This is a genomic window from Xylocopilactobacillus apis (genome assembly GCF_033095965.1).
Taxonomy (GTDB): Bacteria; Bacillota; Bacilli; order Lactobacillales; family Lactobacillaceae; genus Xylocopilactobacillus; species Xylocopilactobacillus apis.
Genome location: NZ_AP026801.1, coordinates 1,307,034 through 1,326,747, shown reverse-complemented (window position 1 = coordinate 1,326,747; position 19,714 = coordinate 1,307,034). Strand labels below are relative to the sequence as shown.

At 32.9% G+C, this 19,714-nt stretch carries 16 protein-coding genes; 13 read left to right on the top strand and 3 right to left on the bottom strand.

The features are described from left to right. Positions 1 to 54 precede the first annotated feature (54 nt). The 10 genes from R8749_RS06325 (at position 55) to R8749_RS06280 (ending at position 11,068) form a co-directional block, all read left to right on the top strand. A complete protein-coding gene (locus tag R8749_RS06325; protein WP_317695057.1) occupies positions 55 to 1,590 on the top strand; it encodes an ABC transporter permease/substrate-binding protein in 1,536 nt (511 codons plus the stop codon). Beyond that, the gene (locus R8749_RS06320) at positions 1,590 to 2,540 is read left to right on the top strand and encodes an ABC transporter ATP-binding protein (RefSeq protein ID WP_317695055.1); all 951 of its coding nucleotides are present in this window, start codon (positions 1,590 to 1,592) and stop codon (positions 2,538 to 2,540) included. Before R8749_RS06325 ends, R8749_RS06320 begins: the two co-directional genes overlap by 1 nt. A gap of 12 nt (positions 2,541 to 2,552) precedes the next feature. Continuing rightward, on the top strand, positions 2,553 to 3,875 hold the full coding sequence (locus tag R8749_RS06315) for a dihydrolipoyl dehydrogenase family protein (RefSeq protein ID WP_317695053.1): 1,323 nt from the start codon (positions 2,553 to 2,555) through the stop codon (positions 3,873 to 3,875). 502 nt (positions 3,876 to 4,377) lie between these two features. Continuing rightward, entirely contained in the window at positions 4,378 to 5,235 is an 858-nt protein-coding gene (locus R8749_RS06310) for a PRD domain-containing protein (RefSeq protein ID WP_317695051.1), read from the top strand. Between the two features lie 106 nt (positions 5,236 to 5,341). After that, the gene (locus R8749_RS06305) at positions 5,342 to 7,225 is read left to right on the top strand and encodes a glucose PTS transporter subunit IIA (RefSeq protein ID WP_317695049.1); all 1,884 of its coding nucleotides are present in this window, start codon (positions 5,342 to 5,344) and stop codon (positions 7,223 to 7,225) included. Further along, a complete protein-coding gene (locus R8749_RS06300; RefSeq protein ID WP_317695047.1) occupies positions 7,203 to 8,270 on the top strand; it encodes an alpha/beta hydrolase fold domain-containing protein in 1,068 nt (355 codons plus the stop codon). Before R8749_RS06305 ends, R8749_RS06300 begins: the two co-directional genes overlap by 23 nt. A gap of 436 nt (positions 8,271 to 8,706) precedes the next feature. Continuing rightward, on the top strand, positions 8,707 to 9,144 hold the full coding sequence (locus R8749_RS06295) for a DUF3284 domain-containing protein (protein WP_317695045.1): 438 nt from the start codon (positions 8,707 to 8,709) through the stop codon (positions 9,142 to 9,144). Between the two features lie 82 nt (positions 9,145 to 9,226). Further along, positions 9,227 to 9,535 carry a PTS sugar transporter subunit IIB gene (locus R8749_RS06290; protein ID WP_317695043.1) on the top strand — a complete coding sequence of 103 codons (309 nt, stop codon included), beginning with the start codon at positions 9,227 to 9,229 and terminating at the stop codon, positions 9,533 to 9,535. Positions 9,536 to 9,548: 13 nt separating this feature from the next. Further along, positions 9,549 to 9,872 (top strand): PTS lactose/cellobiose transporter subunit IIA, encoded by a 324-nt coding sequence (locus R8749_RS06285; protein ID WP_317695041.1) that lies wholly within the window; start codon positions 9,549 to 9,551, stop codon positions 9,870 to 9,872. 101 nt (positions 9,873 to 9,973) lie between these two features. Next, positions 9,974 to 11,068, top strand: coding sequence for a DUF871 domain-containing protein (locus R8749_RS06280; protein WP_317695039.1), 1,095 nt, complete (start codon positions 9,974 to 9,976; stop codon positions 11,066 to 11,068). Positions 11,069 to 11,344: 276 nt separating this feature from the next. Here the strand turns inward: R8749_RS06280 and R8749_RS06275 are convergent, their stop codons facing one another. Genes R8749_RS06275 through R8749_RS06265 form a run of 3 tightly spaced genes read right to left on the bottom strand, consistent with a single transcriptional unit; the run spans position 11,345 to position 16,951 of the window. Next, positions 11,345 to 14,431 (bottom strand): SbcC/MukB-like Walker B domain-containing protein, encoded by a 3,087-nt coding sequence (locus tag R8749_RS06275; protein ID WP_317695037.1) that lies wholly within the window; start codon positions 14,429 to 14,431, stop codon positions 11,345 to 11,347. A 16-nt stretch (positions 14,432 to 14,447) separates the two neighbouring features. Then, the gene (locus R8749_RS06270) at positions 14,448 to 15,443 is read right to left on the bottom strand and encodes a hypothetical protein (protein ID WP_317695035.1); all 996 of its coding nucleotides are present in this window, start codon (positions 15,441 to 15,443) and stop codon (positions 14,448 to 14,450) included. Further along, positions 15,440 to 16,951, bottom strand: a complete 1,512-nt coding sequence (locus tag R8749_RS06265) for a hypothetical protein (RefSeq protein WP_317695033.1) — start codon at positions 16,949 to 16,951, stop codon at positions 15,440 to 15,442. The genes R8749_RS06270 and R8749_RS06265 overlap by 4 nt, the downstream gene beginning before the upstream one ends. A gap of 206 nt (positions 16,952 to 17,157) precedes the next feature. Between R8749_RS06265 and trxA the strand changes: the two genes are divergently transcribed. The 3 genes from trxA to R8749_RS06250 are packed head-to-tail and all read left to right on the top strand — an operon-like array spanning position 17,158 to position 19,712. After that, positions 17,158 to 17,469, top strand: a complete 312-nt coding sequence (gene trxA, locus R8749_RS06260) for a thioredoxin (protein ID WP_317695031.1) — start codon at positions 17,158 to 17,160, stop codon at positions 17,467 to 17,469. A 51-nt stretch (positions 17,470 to 17,520) separates the two neighbouring features. Next, the gene (uvrC, locus tag R8749_RS06255; protein WP_317695029.1) at positions 17,521 to 19,311 is read left to right on the top strand and encodes an excinuclease ABC subunit UvrC; all 1,791 of its coding nucleotides are present in this window, start codon (positions 17,521 to 17,523) and stop codon (positions 19,309 to 19,311) included. A 59-nt stretch (positions 19,312 to 19,370) separates the two neighbouring features. Then, complete coding sequence (locus R8749_RS06250; RefSeq protein WP_317695027.1) at positions 19,371 to 19,712, top strand: hypothetical protein; 342 nt, start codon at positions 19,371 to 19,373, stop codon at positions 19,710 to 19,712. Positions 19,713 to 19,714: the final 2 nt, after the last annotated feature.

Sequence of the window (19,714 nt, the reverse complement as noted above, 5' to 3'; positions counted from 1 at the left end):
TGTTAATAACACTTCAGTGCTTTTTTATTTCAAGACATTTATATAGGAGCGTTAATGAACGAGCTAGTCTCGACTTTTAAATTACATCAAAATGAATTTTGGACTGCTTTATGGCAGCATCTGAATATTTCATTAATTTCACTTTTGATTGCAATTGTCATCGCAGTACCACTGGCGATTATAGTTGTAAATCATCGGAAAATAGCTAATTTTCTTTTGCAGGTAACCGGAGTTTTTCAAACAATCCCTTCTCTTGCTTTATTAGGTTTACTGATTCCTTTTGTTGGAATTGGCAACACGCCAGCAATCATTGCCTTAGTTATCTATGCACTTTTGCCAATTTTTCAAAATACTTATCTCGGATTAACCAGTATTGATCCGCTTTTAATTGAAGCGGCGGATGCTTTTGGGATGTCTCGGTGGCGCAGATTATTCAAAGTTGAATTACCGCTCTCAATGAATGCGATAATTTCTGGAATCCGTACCGCACTGGTTATGATAATTGGGACCGCAACAATCGCTGCTTTGATTGGAGCGGGTGGTTTGGGAACTTTAATTTTACTTGGAATCGACCGCAATGACATGTCATTGACGCTAATTGGGGCAATAGCTGCGGCAGTTTTGACTATCATTTTCAGCTCGTTAATTCGACTTCTTCAAAAAGCAAAATTTCGATATACAATCGGTGTTTTCGTTGCTGTAATTACTCTGTTTGTTGGTACTAACATTTATCAAAATGTAGGTTCTGCCACAACTCGCGTTGTAATTGCTGGTAAATTAGGATCAGAGCCAGAAATTTTAATTAATATGTATAAAGATTTGATTGAAAATGACAATTCGCATATTAAAGTTGAATTAAAGCCCAATTTTGGCCAGACTAGCTTTTTGTTTAATGCTTTAAAAGCTAAACAAATTGATATTTATCCCGAATTTTCTGGTACTGTTACAGAAAGTCTCGTTAAAGTTAAAAAGGGAAGTCTACCCAAACAGGCAACTGCTCAGCAGATTTATAAAGTTGCAAAAAATGGCTTAAAAAATCAATTTGAAATGACTTACTTAGATCCAATGAAGTACAACAATACCTATGCTTTGGTGGTTAAAGAAAAATTTGCTAAAGCTCATCATTTAACTAAAATTAGTGATTTACAAAAGGTAGAAAGTTTAATGAAGGGCGGTTTTGATTTGGAATTTTTAAATCGGGCTGATGGATTTGCGGGATTAAAAAAAGTTTATCAAATTTCGTTTCCGACGCAATCGCTTGATGCGTCTTTAAGATATATTGCGCTAAATAAAGGAAAAGTTAATTTGACTAATGGTTATACCACAGATGCACAAATTGCTGCTTATAAATTACGAGTACTAACCGACGATCAGCATTTTTTCTCCATTTATCAAGGTGCCCCACTGATGAATACAAGTTTTGCTTCCAAGCATCCGGAAATCGTAAAGAGTTTATCTAAACTAAAAAATCGGATTTCTAATAAGGAAATGCAGGAAATGAATCGCCAGGTTAATTTTGAAAAGAAATCTGCTGCCAGTGTTGCTCGTAATTATCTTATAAAACACCATTTGATTAAGGGGCCAAAATAATGACGCAAAAGATAATTAATTTCCAGCAGGTGAATAAAGTATACGGCGATACGACCGTTGTTAAAGATTTAGATCTTGAGATTAATGAAGGTGAATTTTTCGTTTTGGTTGGAACTTCAGGCAGCGGAAAAACAACGACTTTGAAAATGATTAATCATTTAATTACTCCAACAAGCGGAAAAGTAATTGTTAGTGGGCAAAATCTTAATCAAGCAAATATCAGACATCTTCGTCTAAATATAGGGTATGTTTTACAAGAAAGTGCTCTGTTCCCTAACTTAACGGTTGAACAAAATATTGCCGTAATTCCGGAAATGAAAAAATGGTCGAAAAGCAAAATTTACGAACGAGTTAGGGAGTTGCTTGAAGACGTTGACCTTAATCCGGATGAATATGCCCAGCGTTATCCTTCAGATTTATCCGGTGGTGAACAACAGCGAATCGGTATCTTAAGAGCAATTGCGGTTAATCCACCGCTGGTATTAATGGATGAACCATTTAGTGCTTTGGATCCGATTGTGAGAACTCAGCTTCAGGATTTGGTTTTACAAATTCATCGAGCGACCAAAACGACAATTGTTTTTGTAACTCATGATATGAATGAAGCACTTAGATTAGGGGAAAGAATTGCAGTAATGCGAGATGGGGCAATTCAGCAAGTTGCAACTCCCCAAGAGATTACCACAAACCCCGCAAACAATTTTGTAAATTCATTTTTTGCGGGATCTGATTTACAGCAAAATCCATTGAAGTGGCCTTTTATGAGGATTCCTAAACGTTACTTTAAAGAAGATTTGAAATCATTAGTCCGAATTTCACCTTTTAGTTCAATTAATGAAGCATTGCCTCTTTTTGCAAGTAATGAATTAATTAGGGTTGCTGACGAGAAAGTTGATTTGGGTTATCTAACCCGCAGTAGTTTATTTAAGTTCTTAGCTCAAGAAAGCTAGTAAAGGAGCGTCATGAAAAAAATAGATACTTTAGTAATTGGAAGCGGCCCTGGAGGTTTAGCGGCAGCTGAAAAATTAGCAGCAAATCAGACGGTTGTTGTTTGTGAAAACGATCTTTGGGGCGGAACTTGCCCTAATCGAGGCTGTGATCCTAAAAAAATGCTTTATTCGGCAGTGGAATTAGCTGAACAAACAAAAAGATTCGAAGAAAACGGCTTAAAAGGGGAAGTAAAAATTGACTGGCCTACTTTGATGGAATTTAAAGAGTCGTATACCAGTAAAATTCCAGCTCAAATGCAATCAAGTCTTAAAAATAGTCACATTCAAACTGTTCAAGGAACTGCACAATTTCAAACAAACGGCCTGATAAAAATTAATGATGATTTTTATGATCCGAAAAATATTATCATTGCGACCGGTCAAAAAACTCGAACTCTAACAATTCCGGGATCAGAATATCTGCATAATAGTAGTGATTTTCTTTCGTTAAAACAGATGCCTAAGAGAATTGTCGTTCTTGGTGCTGGTTATATTGCGCTTGAATTAAGTAATATTGCTCGAACAGCGGGAGCAAATGTTGATATTATCCAGCATAATGATCAGCCGCTTAAAGCTTTTCCAAAAAAATTAGTTGGAGATTTGGTTCGGGTGATGGAGGAAACAGGAATCAATTTTCACTTTAACGAAGAAATAAAATCAGTTAAAAGAGTTGAAGAAAGTTTTGAAGTAACCACTAATACAGAAGTCATTAGGGCAGATTGGGTTTTGAATGCAACAGGGCGCATACCTAACATCGAAGAATTAAATTTAAATAATGTAGATATTGAAACAGATTCTCACGGTATTGTTGTTAATGAAAATTTAGAAACTAGTCGAGCCAATGTTTATGCAATCGGTGACTGTGCGGCAAAGAAACTTCCGAAATTAACACCAGTTGCCGAATTTGAAGGAAACTATGCTGCTGAAAGGATTTTAGGCTTAAATTCAGCCAAACCGATTAGATATCCAGTAATTCCAAGTGTAGTGTATTCAACTTTAAAACTTGCTCAGGTGGGGTTTGATTCTTTAAATTCTAAAATTGATTATAAAATTACGACTACAGATGTAACACATTGGTATAATTATAATTTGACTAAAGAACCAGTTGCAAAAATTATGACGGTCATTGATCCTAATACGGATCGTTTAGCTGCAGGGGCAATTTTATCTAGTTCAGCAGATGACATGATTAATCAATTTGTTCTTTTAATTAATCAAAAGATTTCTCCAGTTGAAGTGGCTCGGACAATTTTTGCTTATCCAAGTCGTAGCGCTGACCTTAATTACCTTGTCTAAAAAGTACTTTAGTTTATAGGCTGAAATGCTTTTTTTTTGGCCATAATAATTAATTTTTTTAATGAACTTACAATTTAAAATATAAACTTAAAACAATAATTGCAAATATGTGTTAAAAGCCATTTATTATTTTTAAAAATATAGAGAGATTATATTAAAAAACAAATTTTATTTAACTATGATAATTTGATTATAAGTTTTAAAAGAAATGATGTTTATTTAAGCAATGAAAGTATTCTTATCATTTATATTTTGTAGAAAAAAGTAAATATTTTTTAAATCTCAGATGTCAATGTTAGCATATGTTTAGTAGTATGATCGACCAGGCTATTAAGAATCCAAATATATAAATTTTAAAAAGTGATTTTTAAGATTTTTATTTTATATATTATAATTCAAAGACAGTTTTAAATAGATCAAATGATATTTTGCTAAATACTGTTATAATTGAAGCAAATTTTTTGAAAACGTTTCAAAATAATTAATTGAGCGGAGATGATTAATGAAAGTTCTTAAGAAACTAAACAATAATGCTGTAACAGCCAGAATTAACGGCATTAATGCTATTATTACAGGTAAAGGCGTCGGATTTAATATAAAAGAAGGGGACCAAATTAATTCTAATCTTGTTGAAAGAACTTATTTTCCTAGCAAAAAAGATTTTAACTATTATATAGATTATTTTTCTGAATTATCAATGGATTTTATCGAAGAAATAAGAGATATATTAATTAAAGTTGGTAAAGAAAAAGATTTTAATTTTACAGATACTTTATTATTATCTTTATCGGATCATTTGTTTTCTGCCATTGATCGCAATAAAAATGGCTTGAATATACCTAATACATTAATTCAAGATATAAATCAATTTTATCCATATGAATATACGATTGGTAATGATATTGTAGATCAAGTAAACTTGTACTTTGGTACCAATTTATCGATAGATGAGGCTGGATTTATTGCTTTTCATTTGATAGGAGCTTCACTTGAAGACAACACAAAATCATACGATATAATTACGCTTTTGAACCCCATTATTAAAATTATTCGTTATTACGGTGGCGTTAAAGTAAGCGGAACTATCGCAAGCAAACGTTTAATTGTTCATCTAAAATTTTTATTAATTAATCTTTTAAAGGGTAAAGATGATTCATTTAAAGTTTCAATTTCGGAGAAATTAAAAAGTCAAGAACTTTTAAAAGTAATAAATAGTCTTTATCCCGAATCAGCTTGTGTCGCTCAACATGTAATTAATTTTTTACATGATGAAAAAGGTTTTGATTTAACCGATAATAATAAAATTTATTTAATCATTCATATCGAAAATGTGGTAAAATCAGAAATGAAAGTTTCATAATATCTATTTGGATTGTGACATTTAAGTTGGCAAGGCCAAAAGATCTAGAAGCAGTTTGAACTGCTATCTATTTCTTTTGGCCTTTTTTTGTAGAAAGGGTAAAAATATGGATTTAAATCAACTTGCCGATAAAATTTTAGAAAATGTTGGAGGCACTGAAAATATTTCATCAATCGATCATTGTGCTACGAGATTACGAATGTATCTTAGAGATAATAGTAAATTTGATCTAGAAAAAATAAAAAAAATAGATGGAGTTTTTGCGGCTCAAAAAGTTAATCAGCAATTTCAGGTTGTCATTGGACAGCAAGTTCCAGAAGTATTAAATATTATTAAATCAAAAATGGGTGGGAATCGGGGGCCTACATCCCCTGTTGATTCTAAAAAAAATAAAGTAACATTAAAAACTCTTTTTGGTAGTTTTATGGAATTTATTTCAGGTTGTTTTGCTCCAATTATTCCAGCTCTTTCGGCTGCGGGCTTTTTAAAAGTTCTTTTAATTTTAGTCACAATGACCGGTATTATAAGTGATAAGAGTCAAACTTATGCCATCTTATATTTTGTTTCAGATACAATTTTTTATTTTTTGCCAATTGTTTTGGCATATACTACAGCTAAAAGACTCAATACTGATATTGTTCTTTCTCTGATTATTTCCCTAATGTTGCTTCATCCAACTTGGATCAGTATGGTTAGTAAAGGAACACCAGTACATTTGTTTGGATTACCAGTAACTTTAGCAAATTACAATGGAAGTGTTATTCCTATTATTTTAAGTGTTTGGATTTTGTCTTATCTTGATCGATGGATAGAAAAAATTATTCCTAATCTTATTTCAAGCCTTTTAAAACCTTTTATTTTAATTTTAATCATGGTTCCTATCGTGTTCGTTGTAACTGGGCCTTTAGGTTATTTAATTGGAGAATTGTTGGCAAAATTAATTACAGCATCAACTTCTGTTAATTGGTTGATTATAACTTTGTTATGTGTTTTCAGTCCTTTTATTGCAATGACTGGTATGCACTTGGCTTTAATCCCATTAGCGTTAAGCTCAATTAAACAAGATGGATTTGATAAAGTTATTTTAGTTTGGTTTTTCTGTAACACAATTAGTGCAGGGGCGATGGCTTTAGCAACGTTTATAAAAACTAAACAACCAAAATTAAAAACATTAGCTTTACCTGCGGCAATTTCTGGCCTTTTTGGTGGTATTTCTGAACCGGCAATTTATGGGATTGGTTTTAAAATGAAAAAGCCTTTATATGCACTTATGTTTGGAGCTGGAGTTTCAGGCCTTTTTGCTGGATTAACAGGGCTCAAATCATATGTTTTTGGTTCTTATACACTTTTGGCGTTACCATCTTTTGTTGGTAAAAACGATATGCATAACTTGTATTTAGCTATTGCTACAGCAGCAATTGCAATTATTGCAACCTCTATCGCTGTCTTTGTGCTAGGTTTTGATGATAGTACTTTTGCTGATAAATCAAGTGAAGTCATAAAATCACCCGTAAATGGTGAGGTAGTTGATCAAAAAGAAATTAATGATCCTACTTTTTCTAAAAATACTTTAGGTACAACTGTTGGCTTAAAACCAAAATCAGAAGAAATTTTTTCGCCAATTAATGGTGAAGTAATAACTACTTTTGAAACAAAACATGCAATGGGAATTAAATCTAATAATGATGTAGAATTACTCATTCATATTGGAATTGATTCAGTTAATTTAAACGGTGAAGGCTTTGAAAACTTTGTTAAAAAGGGAGATCAAATTGTTCAAGGTCAAAAAATTATGAAATTTGATCGTTCAGTTTTTGAGAAACATCATGTTGAGGATACTATAATTTTAATAGCATTAAACAATGATAAAAAACCTTTTTCAGTTGATCCTTTTTGGCATAAAGGACAGAATGAAAAAGTTAGTGATCCAATTATGAAATTAACATTTCAGTTAGAGGGTGATCTAAATGATAAACTCGAAACTAATTAAAGAAGTTTTTAAAGGAAGTCGAAATAAAGAAGTCATTTTGACAAAAAAATTTAAATTTGTTCCTGGTAAAGAAGTAAATGGTTTTTTGGATCCAACTCAAAGAGAAATGATTATCAAAAAAAATTCCAAAAATATTTGGCGTCAAAATAATATTGATCAATTGTTATGGCAGAGAAATCGTATGGATAAAAAAAGTTTTGACTTGACTAATAGTCAAATCAAAGAAGAAAATTTGTTGGTTGATACAGGAACTGGTAAATTAATAGGATATCTTTTTACTCCGCTAGATTTTCAAATTAATTCTGAATTGATTTTATTTGTGCATGGTGGAGGTTTTACTGCTGGTTCGATTAGAGATTATCGGAATCAATGTCGATATTTAGCAGAACAATCAGGACATAAAGTCTTATTCGTAGAATATCATTTGGCTCCAGAAGATGTTTATCCAAAACAAATTATTGACGTTGAGCGAACAGTTGGTTTTATCCAGACAAATAGACAAAAATTTAAAGTTAGTCATAATTTGATCTTAATGGGTGATAGTGCTGGTGCTAGTATCATAAATGGAGTGGTTTTAGATTTAGGCTCTGATAATATTTCTTTAGTAATTGAATTGTATGGAGTTTGTGACTTAGATATTGTCAATAATCATGAAGCTTATTGGGATTATTCTCTATACCCAGTTGTTAAATCTGATCAAAGGTTAGTTAAATCTAGATTGGATCGTTTTAAAAACAGTACTTCTACAATGGTCGATTATTACTTAAATACTGATAAAAAGCTTATTAAGGATGCACATGTATCAATTAATTTTGCTAGTGATGAAGAAATAAAAAAATTTCCACGGATTGTTTTAATCGAATGTGAATATGATTTTTTTAGAATTTGTATGGATATATTTGCTTGTAAGTTAATTACTAATGCAATTCCAGTTTCGATCATTGAATATGGTGGATGTGATCATGGTTTGATTGATCGTTTAGGATATTTAAAACAGGCTGAAGATTGTTTGAAGGTATGTGCAAATGAAATTAAAAGTTTATAAAACCAATTGCTAGTAAAATTATTTTGAGTATATTTTAAGAAATTAAGAACATAAAGTGGAAAAATCATTTTTTTATGTTTTTTAGATTGAAGACAAACTCTCCAAAGTAGAGATGCTGTCTTTTTTTATTATTGTTTAGGAATAATAAAATGAATAACGGTAAAATACATGTATATATTTATTAAGTTAGGCTTCATATGTTTGATCAAAAAAGATTAAGGTAAACCAAATGAAATTTTTTTTAATTAATCAGATTGTGTTATAAAATTGCCCACAAGGAAAGCGATTGCATATTTCTGAAGAAGTGTTTAAAATGGATTTAGGTGATCATTTAATCATCAATATTCAATAATATTTTTACAGTTTGTCTTTATCATTAGTGATAGGCTTAACTACAAAAAAGATAATAAGGATCCTCGAAAGGATTATAAAAATCGTGAAGCTGATTTTAAAAATTGCAGTTCCGGCGGATTACTTTTTCCGTCGAATTATTGAATCGTCATTATATGACATCGAACAACAGACAGGGAAAAAGCTGAATCCCAATCAATTAAATGGTTATACATTTAAAAGAAAAAACAGTAATGGCGTTGTCAGTAGAATGACGATTACGGCTTATCAACCAAACAAGAAGTACGCATATCATATGCATACGGGAAGAAATGATTACGATGTTGTCTATAACATTGAATCATTAGAAAATGAAACGATGAATTTAACCTATGAAGAAACAATTAAGGGTAGTTCAGCTAAAGTTAATGCTAATAATCATGTTTCGGGTTTTTTGGTTGGATGGTTTCGTAAACGCCGATTTAAAAAAATGAAGCGACAAATGGAATCAGATTATAATCGACAAGAAACTTCCAAAAATTGAATTCTACCAGTTGTTAATTGTGGTAAAGTTGGGAGAGGGTAGAAATTAATATTAGTTGTAAATTAAAAGGAGTAATTTTTAAATGAGCGAGAAAACAATTATGCTGGTGTGTGCAGCTGGGATGTCAACAAGTTTATTAGTTAGTAAAATGCAAAAAGCAGCAGAGGCAAAAGGAGTTGATGTAAAAATTTTTGCAACTGCAAGTTCAGATGCTGATTCAAAATTTGAGTCAGAACATCCGGATGTTTTATTGTTGGGACCTCAAGTAAGATACATGCTTGATGATTTTAAGAAAAAGCTTTCAATTCCCGTTGAAGTTATCAATATGCAGGACTACGGGATGATGAATGGCGAAAAAGTTTTAGATCAAGCTTTAAATTTAATTAAATAAAAGGATTAATTTAATGGACGAGAATGACGAGAATTTACAAGCCGTAATGGGCTTAATTATGAATGGCGGAAACGCAAAGGGATCTGCTTTTGAAGCAATAAAAGCTGCTAAAAAAGGAGATTTTGATGAAGCTGATGCTAAATTAAAGGAATCTGATAAATTTTTGGCAGAAGCACATAATTCCCAGACTGGAATGTTAACAAAAGAAGCTAGTGGTGAACATGTTCAAGTTTCATTGCTAATGGTTCATGGGCAAGATCATATCATGAACGCAATCACTTTTCGTGACTTGGCTGGCGAAATTGTTGATTTATATAAAAGATTAGCTGAAAAATAAATGGTTTTATACTGTTGAGTGTTGATATGGATTATTGACGCTCTTTTTTTCGCAAATGGGCAGATAGTTTTAAATAAAAATATAAATTTTGAGGTGAAAAAATGCGAATGTTAGGAATTTCTGTTTATCCTGAACAGTCCAATTATGAGGCGGACTGTAATTATCTTGATTTAGCTCACAAATACGGTTATAAAAGAGTCTTTACTTCTTTATTACAGTTAGAGGGCGAAAACGGCGAAAATATTTTAGATAAGTTCAAAAAAGTTGTTGATCATGCTAATTCATTGGGAATGAAGGTTATTGTTGATATTAATCCTGCTTTATTTAAATCGTTAGATATTAGTTATGACGATCTCAAATTTTTTGATGAATTAAAAGTTTGGGGTTTACGTTTAGATGAAGGATTCAGTGGGTTAGAAGAAGCTCAAATGACTCGTAATCCTTATAATTTAAAGATTGAGCTTAATATGAGTCGTGGAACCCATTATCTAGAACAAATTATGGATTATGCACCAAAAATTGATAATTTATTAGGATGCCATAATTTTTATCCTCAATCTTACACGGGACTTGGTGAGGACATTTTTAATGAATATTCATCTCCATATCGTCAATTTGGGATTCATAGTGCAGCTTTTGTTTCTTCTCACCATGGTGAAATGGGACCTTGGCCAGTCAGTGAGGGTTTACCAACTTTAGAAAGCGATCGGAATCGTCCAGTAACTTCACAAGTTAACCACTTGGTTTTAACGAATATGGTTGATGATGTAATCATCGGCAATTCATATGCCACAGAAAGTGAATTAAAAGCGATTGCTGAGGCTTTTACAGCACCTGAACCTTTTTTGCAAGTTGACTTCAATTCAGAGATTAGTGATACTGAACGTAAAATTGCTTTAGATGAACTTCAGTTATATCGCGGTGATGCTTCAGATTATCTTTTGCGCTCAACAATGTCACGAATCAAGTACAAGGACCAGACAATTCCAGCATTAGATCAATCAAATAAATTTAAGCGAGGTGATGTGATCGTTGTAAATGATCGATATGCCCGCTATAAAGGAGAATTACAGATTGCACTTTGCGAATTTCAAAATGATGGTCGACGTAATGTGATCGGAAGACTTACGGAAAGTGATTTACCTCTGTTAGACTATCTAAAACCTTGGCATAGTTTTAAATTAACTGAAGCCTAAATAGAGGCTGTGACATAACTGCCTCTCAAAACCAAAATAACGCTGATGAAATCGAAATCGTTCTTGATCTCGTTTTTCATCAGCGTTTTTGTTTAAACTCAGACTATAATTGCACGTCTGATCGATTTTTGTGACTTATGTCACAGCCTCTTTTTGTACTTAGGAAAATAAAAAAGCCATTTTTGGCTTTGTTTAAATCGATTTTGATTTTTGTAATCTTTAAATCTGTTATGAATCGAATACCTTTCCCTTAAAATAATTTCCAAGCAGTAATTATTAATGCCAAATTAAAGCCGGATGTACAAAATTTTGGTGGTATTTCCCGTCATTTTGTTCTTTTGGCGCAGTAATTTCGTAAACAATATTTTCAACCCCGTCAGCTAAAATTTTATTTTGAGCTCCGTTTGGCATTGTCGCAATGAAGCTAAATCCAAAGTGAGAAATAGTTTGAGCAAAAGATTTGGCAGTTTCTGGATCAAGTTTATCAGCAAATTCGTCAAACATTACCAAGTAAGGGGCATCGCTTAAATTAGCCTGTTGAAGAAGCATTTTTGGCACAAGCAAAAGAGGTAGTACCATCGCTTGAGCCTTTTCGGCACCAGATCCACCAGATTGAACAAATTTATCGTCAACTTCCTCGTATTCATCTTCGTTGTTTTGCCGGCGTTTGATAAAAATTTGAAAATTAGACCATTGACGGGTGTCTAATAGTTCTTTAGCTTGTTCGTTAAATGTATCGTCATCATCGGCAAGTTCAGTGTTATTAGCCAAACGCTTTAATCGACGCTTAATTTCAGCTTCTAAAGCAGGTCGTTCAGTTAAATTTATATCACAAGCCTCTTTAATAACATCTTCAGAAACAGTTGCTGGCGTCAGTTGAACTTTTAATTTAATACTTTGTGAATTTTCAACTCCTAAAGATAGAATTTGATTATATTCTTCAATTACATTGTACTGCTCAGTAATTCGATTAATAGCTGCGGCTTCAAAAGCTTTTTGCGAAACATCATTACCAGTTTTTAATGTTTCCAAGGCTTTAATTACGCCAGCTTCGTCTTCTTTCAAAAATTTATAGGCTTGATTCAAGTCAAAGGCTACAACGGTAATATCATTTTCTGTCTTAGAACGTTGTTGACGCATTTGACTAGCAATTTCTCCGTGTCCCCGTTCTTCAAAAAGAGTATCTAAAGCATTTCGGTCAATACCGTTTTGATTGTTATGATGAATTAAATGACTAATATTACTAGTCAATTCAGCAAAGTTATTATTTTTGACTTCAACCCGATGAGTTTTGACAAAACTTAAAATATCATCGACATTTTCCATTTTTAGATCGGTGGGAAAATATGGTCTTAGATTTTTTAAGTTCAGTTCAATCATTGCATTTAAGACCTTTAGCTTTTGTTCTGCTCGGCTCATTTGCAATTTAGCAGTATTCATCTCTGATCGTTCATCATTAATTTGTCGAATAATTACTTGCTGCTGATCTAACAAGGTCTCGTGAGATGATGAAGTTTCAGCTAACTTTTGGTCTAATTCATGATCAAATTTTAATTCGGTTAAATTATTTTTAAGTTCATTTATTTTATTTTTCGTTTCTTCGACGTTAAAATCAGGTATAATTTGTTCTTTTAATTCTTCAATTTGTTGTTGGTTAGCATCTATCGAATTTTTAACTTGTTTTTCCTGATTAAGCGTGACAGATAAATTTTCTAAAGAAGTTTTTAAACTTTTAGCAATCGATTCTAATGTATTTAAAAGTTCAGGTTCTTTTATAATTGCTTTTAAATCTGAATTATTAAATAATATTTGTTCTTGTTTTTGTTTTAGGTTTAAATGCTGCTGAGCAATTTTTGCAGCTCCTGCATCATGGATATCACTGTTATCTTGTTTTAAATGGTTGTGAGCACGGCCGCTTAAAGGGCCTTGAAGGCGAACATCAATTTGATTTCCCATTTGAACTTTGATTTCATTAACGACATCGATTGATTGACTGAGTCCAGAAATTGAAGATGTTAAACTTTGATATCGATGCAAACTGTCTTTTAATTGTCTTAAATAACCACCCAATTCAAATTTTGAAAAATCTGACTCATCTAATAATTTATTAAGCATTGTAAGATTTAAAGATTTTAATTTTTCTTTTAAATCGAGCTGATCATTTTTAATTTCTTTTTCAGTATATTCAAAATCAGACAATTGTTTAGTTAAGCTTTCTTTTTCTTTTTGAAGTTTGTTCAACTGTGATGATTGATTATCATAAGTTAATAATTGCTGTTCTTGAATTTTGATTTGTTCTGAATACTGATGTTTAAGTTCCTCAATTGATTTTTGTTCGGCCTTTTTAAATCTTAATTGATCTAATTGTGAATCAATAGTTTTTAGCTCAGAGTTTGTGGAATTCAAGTTTGAATTTAACTCTTCAATTTTAATTTGCGCCTGATCAAATTTAATTTGTTCGTTTGAAAAATCATTAAAATATTCAGTATAGGGATTTAGTAATATTTCATCTAAATGATTCAAATTACGCCAAAAAATCTCGTTTTTAATTTTTTGCAGTCGTTTTTGTCCAGCCTTTAAATGTTCTAAGATCCCATTCATTCGATTTACTTCACGCTGACTGTTAGCAACTTTGATAATTAGATCATCATCAATTCCTTCCTGGGCATTTTTTAACGACTCTCGGATTGGAGTAAATTTTGCATTACCCGCAGTTAGGATTGGTGATGCTAATAACCGGTAGGTATTAGCTAATTTTCCTAGTGTTTCCCCATCAGAAAAGCCGTAGATTTTAGTTGCCGCGTATTCACGGTAGTCTACAGCTCGATCGAATACGAGAAGCTGATCACTTAAAGAATCATTAGCAGCTATAAAAGCTTCTTTACTTAAACCTTTTCCTTCATCATCAGTAGTGATTAGGTTTATTTCTTGTTCAGTTTGAGAACTGTTAACAACGAACCACCAAGTAGGCTTTTTGGTGTCACCAACAACTCGAGTTGCTCCTAGTCCAATGATTATCTGTCTTAGTTCTGAACGCAGATTTAAATAACTGTAGCCAGTTCTGACTTTCATTGCACCAGCACCCCAGCCTAAGAGAATACTTTCAAAATTACGAGTATCGCGCGCGCTGTTTCTAGGATTGCCGTTTTGATTTAATTTATCGATACCCTTTGCTGGATTAAAAGAAGGAGTTGAAATTGCCCCATCGATCAGCATGGGAAAAAAACAGTTGGCTAAAGTGGTTTTACCAACGGCATTTTCGCCGATAAAGGTAATATTTCCGGCTTCAGATGCAGGTAAATCAAGTTTTACATATTTATTAAAATTTCTTAAATGGAAATTTGTTGGAATTAGCTGTGACATAAAAGTTCCTTCCTTGTTAAGCAGATACTTGAACTTTGAATCGATCTATTAGAGGAGACGAAGTAATAAAATTGTTCTTTTGAATCACTAAAGATTTATCAAACAAAAGATGTTTTACTTCGCTGTTACTAATTTTATGATGTGGAAAGTTCTTTTTAGCAATTTTATTAATCTGGCTGCTTAATTCATTAGCGGGAATTCCGCCCGTTAGCGATTGAGCAACTAAAATTGCGGTAATAAATGGTTTTGAAGAACTAGTTCGGCGCTCACGATCTAATAACAAAGCGTAATCTTCGCCGCATTCAAGATCGAAACGATTTAATTTAGACCATTGATTTGAAATTAGGACCTTATTAGATATCAAAATTTGCCATAATTCTGGTGAACGTTTTGCATCAAGATATTGATTAGTCAAAAGTTCACGGTTAACTCGTTGAATATCATTTAAATTTAATTCTTCATTCGGTCTTAATAGATAGTCGACAAGGCATTCTGTAATGTAGTTGAAATCAGGTGAGACATCCCAGTATTCATCCAACTCTTCAACTGCATCTTCTGAATTAGATTCAGGAAAATCAGGTTTAAATAATTCAAAACGGTTTACAAAAATTTCCGTAATTTGTCTAGAAATCTCAGGTTCGGACAACTCAGTTACTTCACTATGAACTTGCCTGATAATTGTTTGACATGATACAACGCGATCGTGATCGATATCTTTTAATTCTGGTAAGTTAATAACAGTTTTTAAGGTAGCTAGAAGGACATGAACAGTTTCTGACGGAAGAACTTCACCGCCAACTAGAAGTAATAGATTTTCTTGATAATTTTCGGGTACTACTCCGATCAATTCTTTAAGATATCTATTAATTCTTTGTTGAACCAAAGGTCGCTTTAAAGCAGAAATTGCTCGAATATTATTTTGAGTTGATTGAGGTGTAATACTGCTTGTAAACACACCGTGGTTAAGTAGTTGATTGATAATTAAACGTTCAGATGAATTCAATTCGGTCATTTCATTTCCCCCTCTTCAAAATTAATTTGAAATCCATGAGGTAAATAGACACTGAACTTTTCGTTAGTGTAGTGAATTCGAATTGGTCCTGTATCTGGTAATATTTCAGCAGAATAAATTGGTCGTCCAAACGGTGAGAAACTATCATAATGATCATATTTTGTTGCACTGTAAAGTCTGATTACTTCGTCACGTGCAACTTTGGTTTGAAAATCTAAATTTTGATCAACAATAGCATGATCATGGCCTTTCATCACCAATTCTTTAAACTCCATAAAAGCTTTTTGTGGTGTAAGATCATCGATTGGGTCATTAGCTTTTGCAGGATTATCAGCTTCAGTTGCAATTTTTTTGATTCTATTGTTAGCTTGATATAGTACCGGCCCAATACTCGCTGCTTCTAATAAATCGGTGGGATCATCAATTAGACGGTCTTGCGGTAGATGAATGGGAATCGAACTTTCAATTTTTAGATTTTGATAACCAATCAAAAGTTGGTCAATTTTAGCTGTTAGAGCTTTAAGATCAATGCTTTGACCTTTAATATGCTGATATTCACGGCTTAATAATTCGATTGCTTTTAAAATTGTATTAAATAATAAATAAACAGAATCAAGACTACTATCAATTGCACTAGTACTTGGATCTAGGCTTTTAGCAATTCGAGTTAACTGTTTTTGTACATAGGATTGGGTTTGACGGAAACGCTGGGTCATTGCGTGCTGATCATTAATTGCATGAGCTGTATCTAAATCATCAGTTCCCTGCTGGCTATGAGCAACTCGGTTACTAAACTTAGGGGAATTTGCAAGACTTTGGATTTTAGGAGCAATATCTAAAAGTTGGCGAAAAGATGGAATAGCTTTTTTATTTAACATATCTTGCAGATGTTTAGCAGCGTCACTGCCATGATTAAAGTTTAGATCATTAGCAATTTCATCTAAATCGGCATCGAGTTTGTGCATTCCCTTCATGACACTATCATAGGTATTTAGCATTCTAACAAAATAGTTATAGAGTTTAGTGGTTTGAGTATCGGTATTAAGGTCAGTTAAAATATCGATTAAATGGCAATACTCGTTAATCTGATTGATATTTGAAGTAATCGTGTTTTCAGCATCCACAACTTTTTGCATCATATTTAGGTATTCGATGCCACTGCTCGTGATTCGATAAATTGCCGAATGACTGACGTGATAATTTCCGTTTTTCATTCGCTGTCGGATTTTACGCGACATTCTTTCAACTAATTTAGCTTGATCAGTTAACACATCTAAAACGTGTTTCATGATCCCATCAGTGATCGGAGTCTCGTCGTCATCTGAGTCCAGGTATTGACTATTATACTTTCTGATTAGAAAATCAATAGTAATTGGTTCAATGCTGCTAGTTCCATCGTGATACAAAATGGTCAAAATATTCCAGCCGGCTAATGGATGATCGCGGCTGAGGCCAAGATTGGTTGCTTTAATTAATTCTTTTAGAGAATTAGAAATTTTTATTGCCATGTGGAATTATCCGGTCTGCTTTCTATTTATATCACTTTATTATACTATTTAGTCTAATAACCATATTTATAAAATGCTGTATTACAAATAGTTATTTCTTTAATTCTTATCGTACTATAATAGATGGAGATTAGGAAAATATTTTAATCTTTTTTAGCAGATCTATGCTATAATTTAGTTACTTTTAGTAAGCAAGGAGGCTTCTAATGGTTACAGAAATAACAGATAACGATTTTAACAATGAAACTCAAAGCGGGGTAGTTTTAACTGATTTTTGGGCAACGTGGTGTGGACCTTGTAGGATGCAGTCACCAGTTATTGATGATTTAGCCTCAGAACGAGATGACATTAAATTTACAAAAATGGATATTGATCAAAATCCTAAAACTCCCGAAGAGTTGGGAATCCAAGCAATTCCGACATTGCTTCTAAAAAAAGATGGCGAAATTAAGGAACGGATCGTTGGATTTCATTCCAAAGAACAGTTATCTCAAATTATTGATAAATATACTAAATAATAATTAAAGTCACAGCTTATAGTTGTGGCTTTTTGTTACAATAAGTGAGTAATGAAAGAAATAATCAAAAACAAGCTTGAATTGTTGCCTGATCTTCCAGGCAGTTATCAGATGTATGACGAAAACCATCATATTATCTATGTTGGTAAGGCCAAAAATTTAAAAAATCGGGTTCGATCCTATTTTACAGGAGCCCATAACAAAAAAACTCAAAATCTAGTTGCAGACATTGCAGATTTTGAATACATCGTCACTTCTTCAAATAAAGAAGCACTTCTTTTAGAAATTAACTTAATTAAAAAGCATCGTCCTAAATACAATATTCTCTTAAAAGATGATAAAACTTATCCTTATATTGAAATCACGAAAGAGAAATATCCTCGCCTTTTAATAACTCGCCAGGTTAATAAAAAAGAAGGAATTTACTTTGGGCCGTATCCTGATGTTTACGCAGCAAATGAAACTAAAAAGCTGCTTGATCGTCTTTACCCGCTTCGTAAATGTCGAGTACTGCCTAATAAAGTTTGTCTTTATTATCATATGGGACAATGTCTAGCACCTTGTGTTTTTAATATTGACCCTGCGGTTTATCAAAAAATGGTCAGTGAGATTAAAAGCTTTCTAAACGGGGGATATCACGAGATTCAAGATCGGATTAAGTCGGAAATGGAGACCGCAGCTGATAATTTAGAGTTTGAACGAGCTCAAGAATTGCGAGATCAATTAAGGGCAATCTCTTCAGTCATGATCAAACAGAAAATTACCAGCATTGAAGACGATCAGGATCGAGATGTGTTCGGCTATGTAGTCGATAAAGGATGGATTGGAGTTTCGGTTCTTTATGTTAGAACCGGTAAAATTATTAAACGTGATGTCTCTATTTTTCCTTCGTACAATGATCCAGAGGATGATTTCTTAACATTCTTTTCTCAGTTTTATGATGGTAAGGAGCATTTATTTCCCAAAGAAATTTTGCTTCCAACCGATATTGATGCAGATACTGCTCAGATGGTCTTACATAAAAATGTAAAAATTGCAAATCCTCAGCGGGGGAAAAAGCGTGGTTTAGTGTTAATGGCCGAAAAGAATGCCAGCATTGAATTATTTGAGAAGTTTAAACTACGCGAGAAAAAGGAACAAAAATCAAGCGGCGCAATCGAAGAGTTGGGAGATGCGCTTAATATTCCAACTCCGCACCGAATTGAAATTTTTGATAATTCTAATATTCAGGGTGCAGATCCTGTATCGGCAATGGTCGTCTATGTGGAGGGACTGCCAGCGAAAAAAGAATATCGGAAATACAAGATCAAAACGGTGATTGGACCGGATGATTATTCATCGATGCGGGAAGTAATTTATCGTAGATATAGCAGAGTTGTACGGGATAATCTGCAGTTTCCAGATTTAATTATTGTTGATGGTGGCAAAGGACAGATTAATGCAGCAAAGGATGTTTTAGATAATCAATTAGGACTAGATATTCCAATTGCCGGTTTAGCAAAAGATGATAAACATAACACTAGTGAATTAATTTTTAGAATCGGTGATGACGATCAAATTATTCATCTTGATCGCAGGAGCGAAGCATTTTTCCTTTTACAGCGAATGCAGGAAGAGGTGCATCGATTTGTCATAACATTTTTCAAGAAGACTCATCAGAAAAATTCTCTTGCCTCAATTCTAGAAAATGTGGAGGGGCTTGGACCTAAAAGACGTAAAATGTTGATGGTTAAATATAAATCGATTACGGCAATTTCAAATGCTTCGGTGGAAGAACTGCATCAAGCAGGGTTACCTGAAAAAGTTGCTAAAGATTTAAAGGCGTACTTAAATAAAGAATAGTTTGCTCTTTAAGTACTTTAGCTGGATAATTGAGTTAAAGACAAAAGGAGACTATCAGTATGAAAAAATATTTATTTGTTGATGCTCACCGTGGGGACATTGCTGTTCAAACTGCTGAAGCCGATGAATCTAGCTTGGTGGAATACATTAAACGAAAATTAAATGCTTGGTATATTAACAAAAATGTTCAAGGTGATGCTCATGTCCTCTGCGGTAGATTACCGGCTAATCCGACTAGTGACTTTTTTGAAAAAGATCGTAATTCTTCAGTTAGGTACATTAAATCTGATGATATGTTCGTCATAAAGTTTGACGAAATCAATATTGCATCAGATGATCCAGATATTACTTTAGAAATTGTTCCAATGGAATATATTCCAAGTATTGATATTAATAAATAGCA

Excerpts from the sequence above, each read along its gene's own strand:
- R8749_RS06325 (WP_317695057.1), top strand. The coding sequence starts at position 55 with ATGAACGAGCTAGTCTCGACTTTTAAATTACATCAAAATGAATTTTGG.
- R8749_RS06320 (WP_317695055.1), top strand. The coding sequence starts at position 1,590 with ATGACGCAAAAGATAATTAATTTCCAGCAGGTGAATAAAGTATACGGC.
- R8749_RS06315 (WP_317695053.1), top strand. The coding sequence starts at position 2,553 with ATGAAAAAAATAGATACTTTAGTAATTGGAAGCGGCCCTGGAGGTTTA.
- R8749_RS06310 (WP_317695051.1), top strand. The coding sequence starts at position 4,378 with ATGAAAGTTCTTAAGAAACTAAACAATAATGCTGTAACAGCCAGAATT.
- R8749_RS06305 (WP_317695049.1), top strand. The coding sequence starts at position 5,342 with ATGGATTTAAATCAACTTGCCGATAAAATTTTAGAAAATGTTGGAGGC.
- R8749_RS06300 (WP_317695047.1), top strand. The coding sequence starts at position 7,203 with ATGATAAACTCGAAACTAATTAAAGAAGTTTTTAAAGGAAGTCGAAAT.
- R8749_RS06290 (WP_317695043.1), top strand. The coding sequence starts at position 9,227 with ATGAGCGAGAAAACAATTATGCTGGTGTGTGCAGCTGGGATGTCAACA.
- R8749_RS06285 (WP_317695041.1), top strand. The coding sequence starts at position 9,549 with ATGGACGAGAATGACGAGAATTTACAAGCCGTAATGGGCTTAATTATG.
- R8749_RS06280 (WP_317695039.1), top strand. The coding sequence starts at position 9,974 with ATGCGAATGTTAGGAATTTCTGTTTATCCTGAACAGTCCAATTATGAG.
- R8749_RS06275 (WP_317695037.1), bottom strand. The coding sequence starts at position 14,431 with ATGTCACAGCTAATTCCAACAAATTTCCATTTAAGAAATTTTAATAAA.
- R8749_RS06270 (WP_317695035.1), bottom strand. The coding sequence starts at position 15,443 with ATGACCGAATTGAATTCATCTGAACGTTTAATTATCAATCAACTACTT.
- R8749_RS06265 (WP_317695033.1), bottom strand. The coding sequence starts at position 16,951 with ATGGCAATAAAAATTTCTAATTCTCTAAAAGAATTAATTAAAGCAACC.
- trxA (WP_317695031.1), top strand. The coding sequence starts at position 17,158 with ATGGTTACAGAAATAACAGATAACGATTTTAACAATGAAACTCAAAGC.
- uvrC (WP_317695029.1), top strand. The coding sequence starts at position 17,521 with ATGAAAGAAATAATCAAAAACAAGCTTGAATTGTTGCCTGATCTTCCA.
- R8749_RS06250 (WP_317695027.1), top strand. The coding sequence starts at position 19,371 with ATGAAAAAATATTTATTTGTTGATGCTCACCGTGGGGACATTGCTGTT.